Genomic DNA, 17,511 nt, shown 5'->3' with positions numbered 1-17,511 from the left:
TTCCTCGCGCGCCTCCGGCGGGCCCGCTGGCCTTACGCTGTCACGGATCTGGCCGCGAGAACACTCTGACCCGACGTCAGCCGGGCTTGCCGTCGGGCGCCAGGACAGGGATCGCCGGCTCGGTCCCCAGGCTCTCCACGACCGGGGCCTCGGCGTACTGGGCGTCATGCGCATCGAGGCGGATGCGGATCTCGGCGTGCCGAACCGAGTCGAGCCGCCATCCGATCAGGCAGGCGCCGCCCAGCATGACGAAGACGATCGGCCCCGCGATGAAGGCGATCTCCAGGCTGCGGATCGCCTCGGGCGTATTCACCGCGCCGGCCGCGGCGTCGTACCCAAGCTGTCCCAGAAGGGGGAAGGTGACCCCGATGGCGAAGGCCGCGGCGATCTTGGCGCCCAGGGAGTTGAGCGCGTAGATCAGGCTGATCTGCTCGCGGCCCTGCTCGAGGCGAACCTCGTCGGCCACGTCGGCGAGCATGGCCCGGATCATCAGGTCGAACCCCGCGGCCATGAAGCCGCACCACAGCATCACCGGCAGCCCCCAGGCGACGCTGCCCTTGGGGACGAGCATCACGGTGCAGAGCGCCAGCGAGTAGGCCGTGGTGGTGGCCATCAGGGTCTTGTGCTTGCCGAACCGGGTGGCGACGAAGGCCGTGGTCGGCGCGCCGAGGACGCCGGCCACCACATAGACCAGCAGCAGGATCGAGGCCTGTTCGGCGCTGTAGCCGCGCGCGTCGGTGAAGAAGAACAGGTAGAGCGCGCTCATCCAGCCCGGGCCCATGGTCAGGGACATCTGGGCCAGGAACAGGCGCAGCAGGTCAGGCTTGAGGAGCAGCCGGACATAGTCCTTGAGCGCGAAGGCCGGCCCAGGCGAGAGAGGCAGCAGCTTCTCCGGCGTCCGGGCGGTCAGCAGGACCGCCAGCGGGATCAGGCCGAGGATGAACCAGCCCTGGGCCTGGACGCCCTTGGCCTCGCTCAGGCCCATCCCGTCGGCGATGATGGGGATCATCAGGACCGCGACGGCCCCCACGACCCCCGCGGCGGCCAGCACCCCGAAGACCCGCGAGCGCTCGTTGTACTCGGGCGCCAGGGTGGCGGCCCAGGCGGAGTGTCCCAGGCCCAGGATCGAGGTGCCGAGATACAGCACCAGCAGCCAGCCGATCAGATAGATCGACCCAATGCCCGCCGGCGCGAGGAACAGCGCATAGGTCGCCGCCATCATGATCGGGCCGCCCAGCAGCATCCAGGCGCGGTATCGGCCGAGCCGGGTCCGGGTCCGGTCCATGGCGACGCCCAGGATCGGATCGACCACCAGGTCGATCAGCCGCACGACGGCCCAGGCCCCGCCGATCACCGCCAGGCTGACTCCCAGGTGCTTGGCGAAGTAGGCCGGAAGATAGACGGCGACAGCCACTGCGTAAGCGCCGAGCGGCACCGAGAGGGACGCGAAGCCGAACACCAGGGATAGGGGCAGGCGCCGGTCGCGCGACGGTGGGGCCTCGGACAACTGGACATGCTCCTCAGCGCCAAAGTGACGCGGGCGTCATTGATCGCGGCGCTCCCAGGCGGGGTCAAGCCACGTTGATCGCGTTACCCCGCCTTTGCAGCCGCGTCGGTTCCGGGCATAAAGACGTACATTGTAAATCCCAGGAGACGGCCATGAACCGCGACGCGGAGTTCGACATCATCGTCTATGGAGCCACCGGGTTCACCGGCCGGCTGGTGGCCGAGTACCTGGCCCAGCGCTACGGGGTCGGCGGCGAGGTGAAGTGGGCCATGGCCGGGCGCAGCCCCGACAAGCTGGCCGCGGTGCGCGATGAGATCGGCGCGCCCAAGGACACCCCCCTGGTGGTCGCCGACGCGGCGGACGCCGCCTCGCTCAAGGCCATGGTCGGCCGGGCCAAGGCGATCCTGACCACCGTCGGCCCCTACCAGCTGTATGGCGACGCCCTGATCGCGGCCTGCGCCGCGGCCGGGACCGACTATCTGGACCTGTCGGGCGAGCCCAACTGGATGGCCGCCACCATCGCCGCCCACCACGAGACCGCCAAGGCCAGCGGCGCGCGGATCCTGCACTCGGCGGGCTTCGACTCCATCCCCTTCGAGCTGGGCGTGTTCTTCGCCCAGGAGACCGCCAAGGCGAAGCTGGGCGGTCCGGTCCCCCGGGTGAAGGGCCGGGTTCGCTCCATGCGGGGCGGCCTCTCGGGCGGCACCGCCGCCAGCGGCCGGGCGACCATGGCCGCGATCATGAAGGATCCCAGCTTGATGGCCTTGATGGCCAACCCCTTCGCGCTCACGCCCGGCTTCACCGGTCCGGAACAGCCGCGCGGCGACCAGCCCGAGCACGACCCCGACATGGACGCCCAGGTCGGCCCCTTCATGATGGCGGCGATCAACACCAAGAACGTCCACCGCTCGAACTTCCTGATGGGCCATCCGTACGGGACGGACTTCGTCTATGACGAGATGAGCGTGGTCGACCCCAAGGCCCCGGCCAGCTTCGCCATGAGCGCCGAGGGCGGACCCCAGCCCGGCGAGGGCCCCAGCAAGGAAGAGCGCGACGCCGGCTTCTACGACCTGGTGTTCATCGGGATCGCCAGGGACGGGCGCAAGGTGAAGGTCAGCGTCCATGGCGACCGCGACCCGGGCTACGGCTCGACCTCCAAGCTGATCGCCGAAACCGCCATCTGCCTGGTCAAGGACGCCCCCGAGGTCGGAGGCGGGGTGCTGACCCCCGGCGCGGCGCTCGGAAGCCGCCTGGTCGACCGCCTGCAGAAGAACGCCGGCCTGACCTTCAAGGTCGAGGGCTAGGTAACCCGCCGCCGCGTCAGCCTGTGACGCGGCGGCGTCACCTAAGTAAACTATATGTAACCAGATTAATGAACTTCCTGTAATACTCTTAAATCTCTGTCATTACTCCGACTTAACAAGACTTCGTCACTCATGAGGTCTACCTCGTTGGTCATCGGCCGCCCAGGGCGACCAGCAACGGGAGAAACCAGATGTTCAAGTCCACCCTCGCCGGCGTCGCCACCCTGGCCCTCGCCATCATCCCGGTCGCCGCGCTCGCCACGGCCGCCCACGCCGCTCCGGTGACCATCCGCGCCGCCGACATCGACACCCTCAGCCCCGAGGGCGTCCAGGCCTTCCACGACCGCGCCGAGGCCGCCGCCCGCAAGTTCTGCCGCGCCGAAACGGCGAACCAGCGCGGCCTAGTCGCCAACGCTCGGTGCATGGAAGCGGTGAAGGTCGAGATCTCCGAGAAGTTCGCGGCCCGCAACTCCGCCCTTGCCGCCCAGCGCCAAGCCAACACCCTGGCCAGCCGCTAACCGCCGCTGTCAGACCCCGTCCGGACCCGGCTCCCCCCAGGTTCGGACTCCCAAGGCCCGCCGCCCCACGGCGGGCCTTTTCATGTCTGGATGTCACGCCTCCCAGCTGCTCCCCTCCTGGGGGAGCTGTCAGCGAAGCTGACTGAGGGGGACTTTGACTCACTCGCGCGCGCTTCAACCCCCTCCGTCGCGCCGCCGAAGAGGGCGACGCGCCACCTCCCCCAAACCCCGCTGCGCGCTGGGGGAGGATCGGAGCCGGCGCCTACTCCCGCACCAGCGGCAGGCTGACCCCTTCCCCAGATGCTCCCCCTCTGGGGGATCTGTCAGCGAAGCTGACTGAGGGGGACTTTGACTCACTCGCGCGCGCTTCAACCCCCTCCGTCGCGCCGCCGAAGAGGGCGACGCGCCACCTCCCCCAAACCGCGCTGCGCGCTGGGGGAGGATCGGAGCCGGCGCCTACTCCCGCACCAGCGGCAGGCTGACCCCTTTCCCAGATGCTCCCCCTCTGGGGGAGCTGTCAGCGAAGCTGACTGAGGGGGACTTTGACTCGCTATTGTGGGCTTCAACCCCCTCCGTCACGTCGCCGAAGACGGCGACGCGCCACCTCCCCCAGAAGGGGAGGATCTATCCACCTCTCACCGATAGCGGATCAGGGCTTCCTGGGCGGCCGAGGCGACCAGCTTGCCGGCGCGGTTGAAGATCGATCCGCGGTTGAAGCCCCGCCCACCGGAGGCCGAGGGGCTGTCCTGGACATAGAGGTGCCAGTCGCTGAAGTCGGTGGCCTCGTGGAACCACAGGGCGTGGTCCAGGCTCGCCACCTGCAGCCGCCCCTCGCTCCACACCACCTCGTGCGGACGCAGGGAGGTGTCCAGCAGGGTCATGTCGGAGGCGTAGGCGAGCGCGCACTGGTTTATCGCCACATCGGCGGGCAGGGGCTCGCGGGCCTTGAACCAGACCGACTGGGTCGGCTCCATCTTCGGCGCCTTGCCGTGCGGCATGGGATCGACCGGACGCACCTCGATGGGCCAGGTGCGGCGCGCGCTGTCGTCGCCGGCCGCCTTGCGCAGCTCGTCCTCGTCCATCAGCCCGTCGGGGCCGGGCGGGGAGGGCATCTCGATCTGGTGCTCGAACCCGGTCTCGGGGACCTGGAAGGAGGCGGCCAGGTTGAAGATCTGCTGGCCATGCTGCAGGGCCACCACCCGGCGCACGGCGAAGCTGCCCCCGTCACGCACCCGCTCCACCTTGAGCAGGATCGGGATCTTCGGGTCGCCCGGCCGGATGAAATAGGCGTGCATTGAGTGGCAGTGGCGCCCGTCGATGGTGCGATAGGCCGCGGTCAGCGCCTGGGCGATCACCTGGCCGCCATAGATGCGGCGGGTCTCGCCCTCGGGGGTGTGGCCGCGGAACATGTCGAGGTCGATGGGCTCGATGTCGAGGATGCGGACCAGTTCGCTCATGATCAGAACGCCGCCGCCGGCAGGTCCCTCAGCCGGGGCAGGACCTTGTCCTTGTCCGACAGGGTGGGCTCACCGGTGAAGCCCCAGTCGATGGCCAGGTCCGGATCGTTCCAGATGATCCCGCCCTCGGTCTCCGGCGCATACTGGCCGTCGACCTTGTAGAAGAGCTCGCAGTTGTCGACGAGCGTGCAGTAGCCGTGGGCGAAGCCGCGCGGCACCAGGATCTGCTCGCCGCCCTCGGCGGTGAGCCTCGCCCCCGCCCACTGGCCATAGGTCGCCGAGCCCTGGCGGATATCCACCGCCACGTCGAAGATCGCGCCCCTCAGCACCCGGACCAGCTTGGCCTGGGCGTGGGGCGCCTTCTGGAAGTGCAGGCCGCGCACGGTTCCGGCCCGGGCGCTGAAGGCCTGGTTGTCCTGCACGAAGTCATGGTCGAGCCCGGCCTGCGCCATCACCCGGCGGCTCCAGGTCTCGGAGAACCATCCCCGCCCATCGCCATGGCGCTTGGGCGTGATAAGCAGGACTTCAGGGATCGAGAGCGGCGTGATCGACGTCATGGCGGTCCGGGAGCTTTGGAAAACCGCCACCGCATGGACGACCGCGCGCAGGAAGACAAGGCACCCCTCATCACCGTGTGCGTGATCGCCTGGAACTCGGGGCCCACCCTGCGCACCTGCCTGGAGCATCTGGCCGCCCAGAGCTTCACCGACTTCGAGACCCTGGTCATAGACAACGCCTCGCCCGATCCCGGCGACGCGGCGATCGCCCGGGCGTTCCCCGGCATGCGGCTAATCGAGAACGCCGAGAACCTCGGCTTCTCCGGCGCCGGCAACCAGTCCGCCCGCGAGGGCCGGGGGAAGTGGCTGGTCTTCCTCAATCCCGACGCCTTCGCCGACCCCGACTGGCTGGCCGAGCTGGTGGCGGCCTCGCAGCGCCATCCCACCGTGCGCTCCTTCACCTCGCGCCAGCTGATGGACGAGGATCCCGCCCTGCTGGACGGACTGGGCGACGTGATGAGCGGCTACGGCATCCCCTATCGCGGCGGCTACCTGTCGAAATGCCCCGACCGGATACCGGAGGGCGAGGTCTTCTCCCCCTGCGGCGCGGCCATGATGATCGACCGGGCGCTGTTCCTGGAGCAGGGCGGCTTCGACGAGTTCTTCTTCTGCTATTCCGAGGACGTGGACCTGGGCTACCGGCTGCAGCTGGCCGGCGAGCCCACCGTGCTGGCGCCCAAGGCGGTGATCCGCCACGTGGGCTCGGCCTCCACCGGCGGCCGCAAGTCGGAGTTCGCCGTCTTCCACGGCACCCGCAACCGCTTCTACGGGGTCTATAAGGACACCCCCTGGCCGCTGCTGCCCATCGTCGTGCCGCTGCACCTGCTGGCGGTGGCCTATATCTCCTCGCGCCGGGAGAACTGGCCCCAGGCCCATATCGTCTGGCGCGCCTTCAAGGCCTCGCTGAAGGGCCTGCCGACCGTGCTGAAGAGCCGTCGCGAGGTCCAGGCCCGGCGCAGGGTCTCCGCCTGGGCCATCGCCCGCGCCATGACCTGGAACCCCCGCGACCTGACGGGCCGCCGCCCGGTCATTCGCCGCGTGCGGCCCAATCGACCAGGCGAGCCATGAAGGCCGCCCCGCGCTCCATCTGCGAGCGCTCGACATATTCGTTGGCCTGGTGGGCCTGGTCGATGCTGCCCGGACCGCAGATCACCGTCGAATACCCCGCCTGCTGGAACTGGCCGGCCTCGGCGGCGTAGGGCACCACTCGCGGCGGGCCGTTGTCGCCGGCCAGCCGCCGGGCGAAGGCCTCGGCCGCCCCGTCCTTCTCCACCGACATGGCCGGCGTGCCCGAGCGCCGGGAGATCTTCGCGCCGGCCTCCGGGAAGCGGGCCTTCATGGCGGCGTCCGCGGCGGCGATCTGGCCGAAGAAGGGCTCCAGGACTTTCATTGGATCCTGCCCGGGCGGACAGCGCAGGTCGAACTGGAAGCTGCATTCCCGCGCCAGGATGTTGCCGGCCGTCCCGCCATGGACGAGGCCGATGGTCAGGGTCGTATGCTTGGGCACGAAGGGTGAGGCCGGGTCCGCCTCGCGCTCCAGCCGCTCGGCTAGGTCCGACAGGGAAGCCATGAGCTTCACCGCCTCCATATTGGCCGAGACGCCTAGATGGGTCTGGCTGGAGTGAGCCTCCTTGCCGGTCACCGTGACCACGAAGCTGGAGATCCCCTTGTGGCCCGACACCGCCACCATGTCGGTGGGTTCGCCCACCACCACCAGGGCCGGACGCGGCAGCTCGGCGGCGATCAGGGCGATCAGGTCCGGCGCCCCCAGGCAGCCGATCTCCTCGTCATATGAAAAGGCCAGGTGCACGGGCGCCCGAGGCTTGGCCGCCACGAGGTCGGGCACCGCGGCTAGCGCCAGGGCCAGGAACCCCTTCATGTCACACGTGCCGCGCCCATAGATCCGTCCGTCGTCCTTGGGCGTCAGCACGAAAGGATCGGTGACCCAGGCCTGGCCGTCCACCGGCACCACGTCGGTATGGCCCGACAGCACCACCCCGCCCTCGACGGCGGGTCCCACCGTGGCCAGCAGGTTTGACTTGGTCCCGTCGTGGTTCGGAACCCGCCGGTGCGCCACCCCGTGGCCGTCCAGATAGGCCTCGACCCACTCGATCAGGGCCAGGTTGGAGAGCCGCGAGGTGGTGTCGAACGAGACCAGGCTCGCGAGGATGTCGATGGCGCGGGGCGTCAGGGCTTCGGCTGAGGGCATGGCGGCGACCCTAGCCGGTCGCCCCGCGCGCTTCCAAGCGATGAGGCTCTCCGGCGCGCTGTAACTTGACGGTCAGCCTAAAGTCGGGGCTTTGAGCGGCGCCATGATCCTGACCCTCTCCTGTCCCGACCTGCCGGGCATCGTCGCCCGCGTCTCCAGCTTCCTATACGAGCGCGGGGCCAACATCCTCGACGCCCAGCAGTACGACGATGTCGAGACCGGCCACTTCTTCATGCGGGTGGTGTTCGCCGCTCCCGGCGCGGACACGGACGCCCTGCGCGGCGAGTTCGGCGACCTGGCCCAGGGCTTTTCCATGCGCTGGAGCCTGCGCGACGCGAAGGTCCGGCAGAAGGTGATGATCCTGGCCAGCCAGCAGGACCACTGCCTGGCCGACCTGCTCTATCGCTGGCGGCGCGGCGAGCTGCCGATGGAGATCGCCGCGGTGGTCTCGAACCACCCGATCGAGACCTACGCCAAGCTCGACCTCAGCGATGTTCCCTTCCACCACTTGCCCGTCACCCGCGCCACCAAGCTGGAGCAGGAGGCGGCGATCTGGGCGCTGATCCAGGAGACCGGGACCGAACTGGTGGTGCTCGCCCGCTACATGCAGGTGCTGTCCGAGGGGCTGGCGGCCAAGCTGGAGGAGCGCTGCATCAATATCCACCACTCGTTCCTGCCGGGCTTCAAGGGCGCGCGGCCCTATCACCAGGCCCATGAGCGCGGCGTGAAGGTGATCGGCGCCACCGCCCATTACGTGACCGCCAATCTCGACGAGGGCCCGATCATCGAGCAGGACGTGGAGCGCATCAGCCATCGCGACACCCCCGCGGCCCTGATCCGGAAGGGCCGCGACATCGAGCGCCGCGTCCTGGCCCGCGCCGTGCGCTGGAAGCTTGAGGACCGGGTGCTGCTGAACGGGGCCAAGACCGTGGTGTTCACGGACTAGCGCCGAGCGCTTCAACCCCTTCCGACTCTCCGCTTCGCTGCGAGCCACCTCCCCCAGACCGCGCTGCGCGCTGGGGGAGGATCTAGGAAGCTCCGAACCGGATGCTCCCCTTCTGGAGGAGCTGTCACCGCAGGTGACCGAGGGGGACTTTTGACTCTTGCCCCTCCCCCTGGACTACCGGGACGGCAGGCGCCTAGCCTCCCTCCAAAGTCCAGGGAGGACGCCAATGGCCGAAGAACCGATCCTGCTGATCGACGAGCCCGCGCCGCATGTGCGCCGGATCACCCTCAACCGCCCGAACAAGCGCAACGCGTTGTCAAACGCCCTGCGGGCCGAGATCTACAGCGCCCTGGAGGCCGGCGACCGCGACCCGGAGGTGCGGGTGATGATCGTGCGCGGCGCGGGAACTTGCTTCTCCTCGGGCTATGACCTGGCCGGGCTGGGCGAGCTGCCGTGGCACACGGCGGGAAACCAGGGCCAGTGGGCGCGCCATGTGGTCGAGGGCTGCTTCAAGGTCTGGGACCTGGCCAAGCCGGTGATCGCCCAGGTGCATGGCTGGTGCCTGGCCGGGGGCTCGGAGCTCGCCACCTCCTGCGACCTGGTCTATGTCGCCGAGGACGCCCAGATCGGCTACCCGGCCGTGCGCACCATGAGCCCCGCCGACAACCATTCCCATGCCTGGCTGATGGGCATGCGGGCGGCCATGGAGCAGATGCTGACGGGCGATTCCATCGACGGCGCCGAGGCCGTGCGGCTGGGCTTCGCCAACCGCGCCTTCCCCGCCGACCGGCTTGAGGAGGAGGTCTTGGCCATGGCGATCCGGGTGGCCAAGGTCGACCCGGAACTGGCCCAGCTCAACAAGCGCGCCGTGCATCGCCAGATGGAGGCCATGGGCATGCGCACCGGCATCCGCGCGGCCACCGACGTCCATGCCCTGGGCTGGCACACCAAGGCGTCGCGGGACTACATGGCCCAGATGCGCCAGGGCGTGACCCAGGCGCTCACCGCCCGCGACAGCGCCTTCGGCGACTACCGGACCGGCGAGAAGTCGTAGTATTTACATAGTAAGCGAATAGAGCGAAGGTCGCCGCGCCAATCGCCTGGAGTCGCGCCGTGACCGACCTCGTCCTCGCCATCGCCCACCACCTGCTGGTCTTCGCCCTGGCCGCCATCCTGGCCTTCGAGCTGGCCCTGGTTCGCCCTGGCCTGGCGGGCGCGGATCTCAAGCGCCTGGGGATGATCGACCTGCATTACGGCCTGGTCGCGGGCCTGATCCTGGCGGTCGGGTTCGCCCGCGTCTTCCTGGGCGTGAAAGGCCCCGACGCCTATCTCGGCAACTGGGTGTTCTGGGCCAAGATCGCCGCCTTCCTCGTGGTCGGGGTGCTGTCGGTCCAGCCGACGATCCGCATCGCCGGATGGCGGCGCGCGGCGAAGGCCGAACCCGGCTTCGCCTTGTCCACCGAGCAAGCGGCTTCAGTGCGCGGCTTCATCGTGGCCGAACTCGCCATCTTCGCCCTGATCCCCGCCCTCGCCGCCGCCATGGCCCGGGGCTACGGGCTGTAGGAAGACCAGATCCTCCCCCAGCGCGCAGCGCGGTCTGGGGGAGGTGGATCGTCGCCTCTTCGCGACGAGACGGAGGGGGTTGAAGCGCCCGAAAGAAGGTCAAAGTCCCCCTCACCCGGCCATGCGGCCGGGAGCTCCCCCAGGAGGGGAGCATCTAGGATCAGCCGATCCGGCTGGACATCCCGCCATCGACCATCAGCACCACGCCGGTGATGAACCGCGCCTCGTCGGAGGCCAGGAACAGGGCCGCATAGGCGGTGTCCCAGGCCGTGCCCATCCGGCCGCCCAGGGGCACCCGGGCGTTGCGGGCGTCGCGGACCGCCTGCTGCTCCTGGCCGCTGGCCTGAGCGATGCCGGCCACGGCCATCGGGGTGTCCATCAGGCCCATGGCGATGGCGTTGCAGCGCACGCCCTTGGCCGCATTGGCCTGGGCCGTCGAGGTGGTCAGCCGGTTCACCGCGGCCTTGGAGACCTCGTAGGCCACCTGGTTCCCGCCGGCGATGGAGGCCAGGGACGAGATGTTGACGATCGCCCCGCCGCCCTGCTCGCGCATGATGGGCAAGGCGGCCTTGGTCGACAGCCAGGTCCCCTTGAGGTTCACCGCCAGGATGCGGTCGAAGGCCGCCTCTTCCAGCCGGTGGGCCGGGCCGTCGCCGCCCCCGCCGATGCCGACATTGTTGACCAGGATGTCGATACGTTCCCAGCGGGCCTTGGCCGCCTCGACCATGGCCTGGCAGTCGGCCGCCTTGGTGATGTCGGCGCCGAAGGCGGCGGCCTTGCCGCCCTCGGCGACGATCATCTCGGCCGTCTCCTCGGCCCGCTCCACCAGCCGGTCGACACAGAGAACCTCGGCGCCTTGCCGGGCGAACAGCAGCGAAATAGCCCGGCCGTTGCCGATGGTCTCGCCCGGCGTCTGGCCCGCGCCGACGACGATGGCGGTCTTGCCCGCGAGCCGCATGCTCAGAAGCCCTTCAGGTCGGGATCGAGCACCTGGCCGGCGTCCAGCTGCACGCCGAACGAGTTCAGGATCATCGAGACCTGGGTGTACTGGCCGGCCGTGAACACCACGTCCATGCACTGCTTGTCGGAGAAGTGGCGGGTGAGCGCCGCCCAGGTCCCGTCGGTGATGAACTGGTCCTTGTGCAGCTCGTCGGCGGCGTTCAACAGGGCCCGGTCGGCGGGGCTCCAGTTGGGCGCGTCGCCGCCCTGCTTGATCGCCTCGATCTCGGCGGCGGTCAGGCCCTCGCGCAGGCCGATGGCGTGGTGCTGGGTCCACTCGTAGCCGGACTTGCAGAGATAGCCGATGCGCAGGATGACGATCTCGCGCTCCCGGGCCGGCAGGTCGTTGCGGCGCGAGAGCACGTAATTGCCCCAGGCCAGGAAACCCTTCGCCGCCTTTGGGGCCTGGACCATGGTGCGGAAGATGTTCAGCACCCGATCGCCCATGGGCGCGAGGATTTCCTTTTGGTCGGGGGTCAGGTCGGCGTCCTGGACCGGCGCGATCCTGGGCTTGGTCAGTCTCATCCGTGTGTTTCCCCATGCTGATTTGGGGCCAACAAACAGATGCCGGGCGATGCGCGCAATAGGCTTTCCGCCAGGGGTCCTCTATCGGCGGGTATGCGTCAGCCCTGGCCGATGCGACCCGGACCGGGCAGAACGTCGATCAATTCGATACGGAAGATCAATACACTGTTGCCCGGGATCTCGCCGCCGCCCGCGCCTTCTTCGCCATAGCCCAGGGCCGGCGGCACATAGAGCACCCACTCGTCGCCGGGCCGCATGAGTTGCAGCGCCTCCTGCCAGGCGGGGATCAGCGCGCCCAGCGGCATGGCCGCCGGGGCGCCGCGCTCATAGGATGAGTCGAACACCTTGCCCGACAGCAGCTTGCCCTCGTAGTGGACCTTGACCTCGTCCTGCGGGGCGGGCTTCAGCCCGTCGGCGGGGCCCGAGCGGACGATCTTGTACTGCAGGCCCGACGGCAGGGACTTGACCCCCGGCGCCTTGGCGTTGGTCGCCAGATAGGCGGTGGCCTCGGCGGCCGCCTTGGCGGCCTCCTGGCTGTCGGCCTTGCCGCAGGCGGCCAGCGACAGGGCGGCGGCCAGGGCCACGATCAGACGTTTCATTCGCAAGACCTTCAGACGGCGCGCGGCGGGTAGCCGCGATCGCGCAGGGCGTCCATGATTTCCTGGGTGTGCTGGGCGTCGCGGGTCTCGATCATGATGTCGAACTCCGCGCCCTTGGCCGGCACGTCGAGGGCCAGGCGGTTGTGGGCCACCTCGACGATATTGCCGCCCATCTGGCCGATCACCGTCGAGACAGTGGCCAGCAGGCCCGGCCGGTCGTCGCCGATGATCCGCAAGCTGACCAGCCGCTGTTCGCGCACCAGCTCCCGGGTCAGGACCGAGGCCAGCAGCCGGGTGTCGATGTTGCCGCCGGTGACAATCAGCCCGACCTTCTTGCCCCGGAACTGCTCGGGATAGGCCAGCAGGGCGGCGAGCGACGCGCCCCCGGCGCCTTCGACCACGGTCTTCTCGACATTGCAGTACAGCGCAACGGCCCGCTCGAAGTGCGACTCCTCGATCAGCAGCACCTCGTCGATCAGCGGCCGGGCCACGGCGTAGGACAGGGCGCCGACCTGCTTGACCGCGATGCCCTCTGCGATGGTGGCCCCGCCCGTGATCCCGTTCACGCCGCGCATCTTGGCGGTGAAGGAGGGGTACATCGCCGGTTCGACGCCGACGATCCGGACCCGCGGGTTGATCGACTTGGCCACGGTGGCGCAGCCGGCGATCAGCCCGCCGCCGCCGATGGGGATGGGCAGGACCTCCAGGTCCGGCACGTCCTCGAACATCTCCAGGGCCACGGTGCCCTGGCCGGCCATGACCTGCAGGTCGTTGAAGGGGTGGACGAAGGAGAGGTCCCGCTCATTGCAGAGCGCCATGGCGACACCCGAGGCCTCGTCATAGTTGTCGCCTTCGATCACCACCTCGGCGCCGTGAGCGCGGGTCTGCTGCACCTTCACGAACGGCGTCCCGCGCGGCATGACGATGGTGACGGGGATTCCCAGGCGCGCCGCGTGATAGGCCAGGCCCTGGCTGTGGTTGCCGGCCGAGGCGGCGATCACCCCGCGCCCGCGCTCGTTGTCCGAGAGCTGCAGCAGGGTGTTGAGCGCCCCACGCTCCTTGTAGGCCGCGGTGAACTGCAGGTTCTCGAACTTCACCCAGACCTCGGCCCCGGTGATCTCCGACAGGGTGCGCGAATGGCGGCAGGGGGTGCGTTCTATATGCCCGGCCAGCCGTCCGGCGGCCGCGCGGATGTCGTCGATGGAAAGCGTCATGGCCTAGCCGATGTGGTGCGGGACGCCACGTCTAGCGGCGAGCGCGCCAATCGGCAATGTGCGCCGCCTCGGCTACCGAAGCCCTCGCCACTGATCCATGCGGCGCATCGCCTTGCCGGGCAGTTCGGAAATCTGGCCCAAGGGCAGGGCTTCCGCCACACGGCGCACCCCATAGGCGACCGCCCGCGTCAGGGTCGCGGGGGAGGGGGCGCCGACGAAACCGTGGGTCACCCACTGGCCGTGATTGGCGAGGTCGCGCTTGAAGCGGTAGTCGCCGGGGCCGAGGTCCAGGCGGCGATAGGGCGTGTCGTCCATCCAGCGCAGGATGGACTGGAACAGCAGCAGACCCGGGGAGTAGCGCTCGAACTCCGGGTCGTGGGCGATGATCCAGCCGTGGATCGTGCGGCGCCCGCGCAGATGCAGGTGCGCCGCCGCCAGCCGGTCGCCGAAGTGCAGGGTGAACATGACCCCGCCGAAGTCCGGATCGCGGCTGGCGAACATCTCGGACATCAGGTCTCGGGTCCAGCCGGTCTCGAAGATGTCGGTCTGGCCGGTGGCCTTGAGCTGGGCGCGCTTCCACGCCATCAGCTTGTCGAAGTCGGCGCTGGAGCGGGAGAAGGCCTGGAAGACCGCGGGACCGATCTCGCGCTCAGCCTTGCGGCGCTTCTTGTCGCAGTCCTTCAGCACCGAGGTGCCGGCCGCGCGGCGCTCGGCCTCATAGGCCTCGTAGCCGCCCTCGACATCGATGACATGGGAGACGAACCGGCCGCGGGCGAAGCGACGGAACGCCGGCTGGCTCTCCAGCATGTGGGAGAAGTCCAGCCGATGGACGCCCAGGGCCGCGACCATGGCGCGGGCGTCGACGGCGACCCCGGCCTCGGCCACCACGCCCTGGTAGTCGCACATCGGGGCCCCGGCCGGCATGGCGGTGAAGGAACCCACCCTGACCGGCATGAACGCCACGTCGCGGCCGTCCTTATGGGCCACGGCGACGCGGACATTGCGCGCGCCCTCGCCCTGGATCCGCTCGATCAGCCGCGCCCAGCCCGGCGCGAGGAAGGGCGTATCCAGCTCGATATCGGCCGCCTGGAGTTCGCCCCAGCGCGCGACGCGCTCAGCCGAAAGGTCCTGCGGACGTAGGACGTCGATTTGCAAAGGCGCGGTCCCCGGACCCGAAACTTGAGCGGTCAAGGATAACGCCCAAGTCTTTCCGGGACCTTGCCGCGCTACAGGAGGTCGCTTCTGCCCTTGGCCTTGAGCGCGTCGACCGCGGCGCGGACGGCGCCGGGGGCGTCGCGGCGGGTGACCAGGACCACCCCGTTCTCCACCACCACCACCAGGTCATCGACCCCGGCCAGGACCACGGCCGGGCCGTCGGTGCGCGCGAGCGAGCCGCGGCTTTCCACCGCCGTCACCTCGCCGTCGAGCGCATTGCCGTCGGCGTCGCGGACGGACAACTCCCAGAGCGCGTCCCAATTGCCGACGTCGGCCCAGCCGATGTCGGCGGCGACCACCCCGGCGCGGTCGGTCTTCTCCATCACCGCCACGTCGATGGCGATGCTGGGCGCCGACAGGAAGGCCTCGCCGAGGCTCACCAGGCCGCCGGCCCGCGCGGCGCCGGCCACGGCGGCCTCGGCGGCGGCGGCCACCTCGGGCGCCAGGGCTCGAGCGATGTCGAGGAATGCCGCGGCCTTGAACAGGAACATGCCGCCGTTCCAGGAGTAGTCCGGGTCGGCCACGAAGCGCCGGGCCGTAGCGAGGTCGGGTTTCTCCACGAACTGGGCGACCCGGCGCACCGGGCCTTCGCCCGTGGCGCGGATGTAGCCGTAGATGGTGGCCGGGCCTGCGGGCTTCAGCCCGAACAGCACGATCTGCCCGGCCTCGGCCGCCGCGCGACCGGTCTCGATGGCGGCGTGCAGGGCGGCCACGTCGGCGACCAAGTTGTCGGCGTGCAACAGCACCATCAGGGCGTCGGGGTCGCGCTCGGCGCCGAAGGCGGCCACCGCCACCGAGGCCGGGCCTGTGTTGCGCGGCGCGGGCTCGGCGATCAGGGCCTGGGGCGTCACCCCGACCTCGGCGAGCTGGGCGCGGGCGAGGTCGGCATGGGCCGCGGCGCAAACCACGATCGGCGCCGCGAACATCTCGCCCACCACCCGCAGGGCGGTGTCCTGGATCAGGCTGTGCTCGCCGCCCAACCGATGGAACTGCTTGGGCCGGGCCTGGCGCGACAGGGGCCACAGACGCGTGCCGGCGCCCCCCGACATCAGGACGGGGATGATCTTGCGCGCCACTCAGGCGACTCCGGCGGGCGGGTCGTATTCGGAGACCAGGTGTCCGGGGGCGATCTCCTTGAGCTCCGGGACATAGACCTGGGCCAGCGGGTCGGCGGAGAGCCGCGAGGGCAGGAAGCGCAGGGCGCTGCGCGGATCGAGCGGGGAGGGCGGCTCACCCACCAGCTTGACGCGGGCCCGGGCCCGCTCGCGCACCGGATCAGGGATCGGCGCGGCCGAGAGCAGGGCCTTGGTGTAGGGGTGCTGCGGCGCCTCATAGAGCCGCTGGCGGTCGGCCTGCTCCATGACCCGGCCCAGATAGAGCACCATGATCCGGTGGCTGATCTCGCGCACCACCGCCAGGTCGTGGCTGATGAAGATCATCGCCAGGCCCATCTCCTTCTGCAGCTCGATCAGCAGGTCGATGATCTGAGCGCGGATGGAGACGTCCAGGGCCGAGACCGCCTCGTCGCAGATCACCAGCTTCGGCCGCAGGATCATCGCCCGGGCGATGCCGACCCGCTGGTTCTGACCGCCGGAGAGCTCATGCGGATAGCGGTTGATGAGGCTGGGCGAGAGGCCGGCGCGCAGCATCATCGCCTTGACCTCGGTCTCGCGCTCCGCGTGGGTCATGCCGTTGCGGAAGACCTGCAGCGGCTCGGCGATGGAGTCGCCGACGGTCATGCGCGGATCGAGGCTGGCGAGCGGATCCTGGAAGACGATCTGCAGGTCCTTGCGGGCGGACCGCATGGACTCGCGGTCCGCATGGGTGATGTCGCGGCCCAGCAGGGTGACGGCGCCGGCCGTCGGCGGCAGCAGGTTCAGCACCGCGCGGCTCAGGGTCGACTTGCCGCAGCCGCTCTCCCCCACCACGCCCAGGGTCTCGCCTTGGCGGACCTGGAAGCTGACCCCGTCGACGGCGCGAAGGGCGCCCTTGGCCCCGAACGCGCCCTGGCGGACCGGGAACCAGACCTTGATGTCATGGCCCTCGACGATCACCGGGGCGTCGGGCGCCACTGGGGCCAGGGTCGGCCGGCCGCCGCGATCGGCGCGGTCCAGGCGCGGGATCGCCTCCAGCAGGGCCCGGGTATAGTCCGACTTCGGCGCGCCGAAGATCGCCTCGGCCGTGCCCTCCTCCACATAGGCGCCGTCCTTCATCACGCAGACGCGGTCGGCCAGCCGGGCGATGACCCCCATGTCGTGGGTGATCAGCACCATGGCCGTGCCGGTCTCGCGGCCGAGCTCGGCCATCAGGTCGAGGATCTCGGCCTGGACGGTGACGTCGAGGGCGGTGGTGGGTTCGTCAGCGATCAGCAGGGCCGGACCGCCGGCCATGGCCGTGGCGATCATCACCCGCTGGCGCATGCCGCCGGAAAGCTCGTGGGGATATTGCGACAGCCGCCGCGCCGCGTCGGGGATACGCACCCGGCCGACCCAGTCCTTGGCGTGGGCCATGGCGTCGCGATCGCTCATGCCCAGGTGCAGGCGCAGGGGCTCGGCGATCTGCTCGCCGATGCGCACGTGCGGGGTGAGCGCCGTGAGCGGATCCTGGAAGATCATGGTCATCTTCGAGCCGCGGATCCTGTTGAGCGCCCGGGGCTTCAGACCCAGGATCTCCTGGTCCAGGAACTTCACCGAGCCGCTCGCGCGGCCATTGGCGGCCAGCAGGCCCATGACCGCCATGAAGGTCTGGCTCTTGCCCGAGCCGCTCTCGCCCACCACGCCGAGGGTCTCGCCGCGTTGGACGGACAGGGTGACCCCGCGCACCGCGTTCACCAGCCCGTCATGGGTGGTGAAATCGACCTTCAGGTTGTCGATGGAAAGGACGGGATCAGCCAAGGCG

General features: G+C 69.7%; 17 protein-coding genes. 6 read left to right on the top strand and 11 right to left on the bottom strand.

The features are described 5' to 3' along the window. Positions 1–76: 76 nt before the first annotated feature. Entirely contained in the window at positions 77–1,507 is a 1,431-nt protein-coding gene (locus M9M90_RS01490; protein ID WP_254835397.1) for an MFS transporter, read from the bottom strand. A gap of 152 nt (positions 1,508–1,659) precedes the next feature. Between M9M90_RS01490 and M9M90_RS01485 the strand changes: the two genes are divergently transcribed. Together M9M90_RS01485 and M9M90_RS01480 are read left to right on the top strand one after the other, a co-directional pair. After that, positions 1,660–2,811 carry a trans-acting enoyl reductase family protein gene (locus M9M90_RS01485; protein WP_254835396.1) on the top strand — a complete coding sequence of 384 codons (1,152 nt, stop codon included), beginning with the start codon at positions 1,660–1,662 and terminating at the stop codon, positions 2,809–2,811. 191 nt (positions 2,812–3,002) lie between these two features. Beyond that, on the top strand, positions 3,003–3,329 hold the full coding sequence (locus M9M90_RS01480; protein WP_254835395.1) for a UrcA family protein: 327 nt from the start codon (positions 3,003–3,005) through the stop codon (positions 3,327–3,329). Positions 3,330–3,964: 635 nt separating this feature from the next. On the opposite strand, the gene M9M90_RS01475 is transcribed toward M9M90_RS01480, so the two are convergent. After that, on the bottom strand, positions 3,965–4,786 hold the full coding sequence (locus tag M9M90_RS01475) for an acyl-CoA thioesterase II (RefSeq protein ID WP_254835394.1): 822 nt from the start codon (positions 4,784–4,786) through the stop codon (positions 3,965–3,967). Positions 4,787–4,788: 2 nt separating this feature from the next. Beyond that, positions 4,789–5,343 (bottom strand): dTDP-4-dehydrorhamnose 3,5-epimerase, encoded by a 555-nt coding sequence (gene rfbC, locus M9M90_RS01470; protein WP_254835393.1) that lies wholly within the window; start codon positions 5,341–5,343, stop codon positions 4,789–4,791. A 33-nt stretch (positions 5,344–5,376) separates the two neighbouring features. On the opposite strand from rfbC, the gene M9M90_RS01465 reads away from it, so the two are divergent. After that, positions 5,377–6,411: a glycosyltransferase family 2 protein gene (locus M9M90_RS01465; protein ID WP_254835392.1), complete on the top strand. Its 1,035-nt coding sequence runs from the start codon at positions 5,377–5,379 to the stop codon at positions 6,409–6,411. Here the strand turns inward: M9M90_RS01465 and argE are convergent. Beyond that, entirely contained in the window at positions 6,371–7,552 is a 1,182-nt protein-coding gene (gene argE / locus M9M90_RS01460; RefSeq protein WP_254835391.1) for an acetylornithine deacetylase, read from the bottom strand. The two genes, M9M90_RS01465 and argE, sit on opposite strands and share 41 nt — an antisense overlap. 103 nt (positions 7,553–7,655) lie before the next feature. Between argE and purU the strand changes: the two genes are divergently transcribed. From purU to M9M90_RS01445, 3 genes are all read left to right on the top strand, one after another. Beyond that, on the top strand, positions 7,656–8,498 hold the full coding sequence (gene purU, locus M9M90_RS01455; RefSeq protein ID WP_254835390.1) for a formyltetrahydrofolate deformylase: 843 nt from the start codon (positions 7,656–7,658) through the stop codon (positions 8,496–8,498). A gap of 226 nt (positions 8,499–8,724) precedes the next feature. After that, positions 8,725–9,552 (top strand): enoyl-CoA hydratase-related protein, encoded by an 828-nt coding sequence (locus M9M90_RS01450; protein ID WP_254835389.1) that lies wholly within the window; start codon positions 8,725–8,727, stop codon positions 9,550–9,552. Between the two features lie 59 nt (positions 9,553–9,611). Continuing rightward, positions 9,612–10,061 (top strand): DUF2214 family protein, encoded by a 450-nt coding sequence (locus M9M90_RS01445; RefSeq protein ID WP_254835388.1) that lies wholly within the window; start codon positions 9,612–9,614, stop codon positions 10,059–10,061. Between the two features lie 160 nt (positions 10,062–10,221). Here the strand turns inward: M9M90_RS01445 and M9M90_RS01440 are convergent, their stop codons facing one another. The 7 genes from M9M90_RS01440 to M9M90_RS01410 all read right to left on the bottom strand — a co-directional run bounded on the left by M9M90_RS01440 (position 10,222) and on the right by M9M90_RS01410 (position 17,507). Continuing rightward, positions 10,222–11,019: an SDR family NAD(P)-dependent oxidoreductase gene (locus M9M90_RS01440; RefSeq protein ID WP_254835387.1), complete on the bottom strand. Its 798-nt coding sequence runs from the start codon at positions 11,017–11,019 to the stop codon at positions 10,222–10,224. 2 nt (positions 11,020–11,021) lie between these two features. Further along, the gene (locus tag M9M90_RS01435) at positions 11,022–11,585 is read right to left on the bottom strand and encodes a carboxymuconolactone decarboxylase family protein (RefSeq protein ID WP_254835386.1); all 564 of its coding nucleotides are present in this window, start codon (positions 11,583–11,585) and stop codon (positions 11,022–11,024) included. 98 nt (positions 11,586–11,683) lie between these two features. Continuing rightward, positions 11,684–12,184, bottom strand: a complete 501-nt coding sequence (locus M9M90_RS01430) for an FKBP-type peptidyl-prolyl cis-trans isomerase (RefSeq protein ID WP_254835385.1) — start codon at positions 12,182–12,184, stop codon at positions 11,684–11,686. 11 nt (positions 12,185–12,195) lie between these two features. Beyond that, on the bottom strand, positions 12,196–13,398 hold the full coding sequence (locus M9M90_RS01425) for a threonine ammonia-lyase (RefSeq protein ID WP_254835384.1): 1,203 nt from the start codon (positions 13,396–13,398) through the stop codon (positions 12,196–12,198). A gap of 72 nt (positions 13,399–13,470) precedes the next feature. After that, entirely contained in the window at positions 13,471–14,553 is a 1,083-nt protein-coding gene (locus tag M9M90_RS01420) for a GNAT family N-acetyltransferase (protein ID WP_254835383.1), read from the bottom strand. A gap of 71 nt (positions 14,554–14,624) precedes the next feature. Then, positions 14,625–15,689, bottom strand: coding sequence for a mannose-1-phosphate guanylyltransferase (locus tag M9M90_RS01415; protein WP_254835382.1), 1,065 nt, complete (start codon positions 15,687–15,689; stop codon positions 14,625–14,627). After that, positions 15,690–17,507 (bottom strand): dipeptide ABC transporter ATP-binding protein, encoded by a 1,818-nt coding sequence (locus M9M90_RS01410; protein WP_254835381.1) that lies wholly within the window; start codon positions 17,505–17,507, stop codon positions 15,690–15,692. Positions 17,508–17,511: the final 4 nt, after the last annotated feature.

Source organism: Phenylobacterium sp. LH3H17, assembly GCF_024298925.1.
GTDB lineage: Bacteria > Pseudomonadota > Alphaproteobacteria > Caulobacterales > Caulobacteraceae > Phenylobacterium.
The sequence above is the reverse complement of the archived record's forward strand: the minus strand, read 5'-3'. Positions and strand labels throughout refer to the sequence as shown.

Excerpts from the sequence above, each read along its gene's own strand:
- M9M90_RS01465 (WP_254835392.1), top strand. The coding sequence starts at position 5,377 with ATGGACGACCGCGCGCAGGAAGACAAGGCACCCCTCATCACCGTGTGC.
- M9M90_RS01430 (WP_254835385.1), bottom strand. The coding sequence starts at position 12,184 with ATGAAACGTCTGATCGTGGCCCTGGCCGCCGCCCTGTCGCTGGCCGCC.
- M9M90_RS01475 (WP_254835394.1), bottom strand. The coding sequence starts at position 4,786 with ATGAGCGAACTGGTCCGCATCCTCGACATCGAGCCCATCGACCTCGAC.
- M9M90_RS01440 (WP_254835387.1), bottom strand. The coding sequence starts at position 11,019 with ATGCGGCTCGCGGGCAAGACCGCCATCGTCGTCGGCGCGGGCCAGACG.
- M9M90_RS01435 (WP_254835386.1), bottom strand. The coding sequence starts at position 11,585 with ATGAGACTGACCAAGCCCAGGATCGCGCCGGTCCAGGACGCCGACCTG.
- M9M90_RS01450 (WP_254835389.1), top strand. The coding sequence starts at position 8,725 with ATGGCCGAAGAACCGATCCTGCTGATCGACGAGCCCGCGCCGCATGTG.
- M9M90_RS01485 (WP_254835396.1), top strand. The coding sequence starts at position 1,660 with ATGAACCGCGACGCGGAGTTCGACATCATCGTCTATGGAGCCACCGGG.
- purU (WP_254835390.1), top strand. The coding sequence starts at position 7,656 with ATGATCCTGACCCTCTCCTGTCCCGACCTGCCGGGCATCGTCGCCCGC.
- rfbC (WP_254835393.1), bottom strand. The coding sequence starts at position 5,343 with ATGACGTCGATCACGCCGCTCTCGATCCCTGAAGTCCTGCTTATCACG.
- M9M90_RS01425 (WP_254835384.1), bottom strand. The coding sequence starts at position 13,398 with ATGACGCTTTCCATCGACGACATCCGCGCGGCCGCCGGACGGCTGGCC.
- M9M90_RS01480 (WP_254835395.1), top strand. The coding sequence starts at position 3,003 with ATGTTCAAGTCCACCCTCGCCGGCGTCGCCACCCTGGCCCTCGCCATC.
- argE (WP_254835391.1), bottom strand. The coding sequence starts at position 7,552 with ATGCCCTCAGCCGAAGCCCTGACGCCCCGCGCCATCGACATCCTCGCG.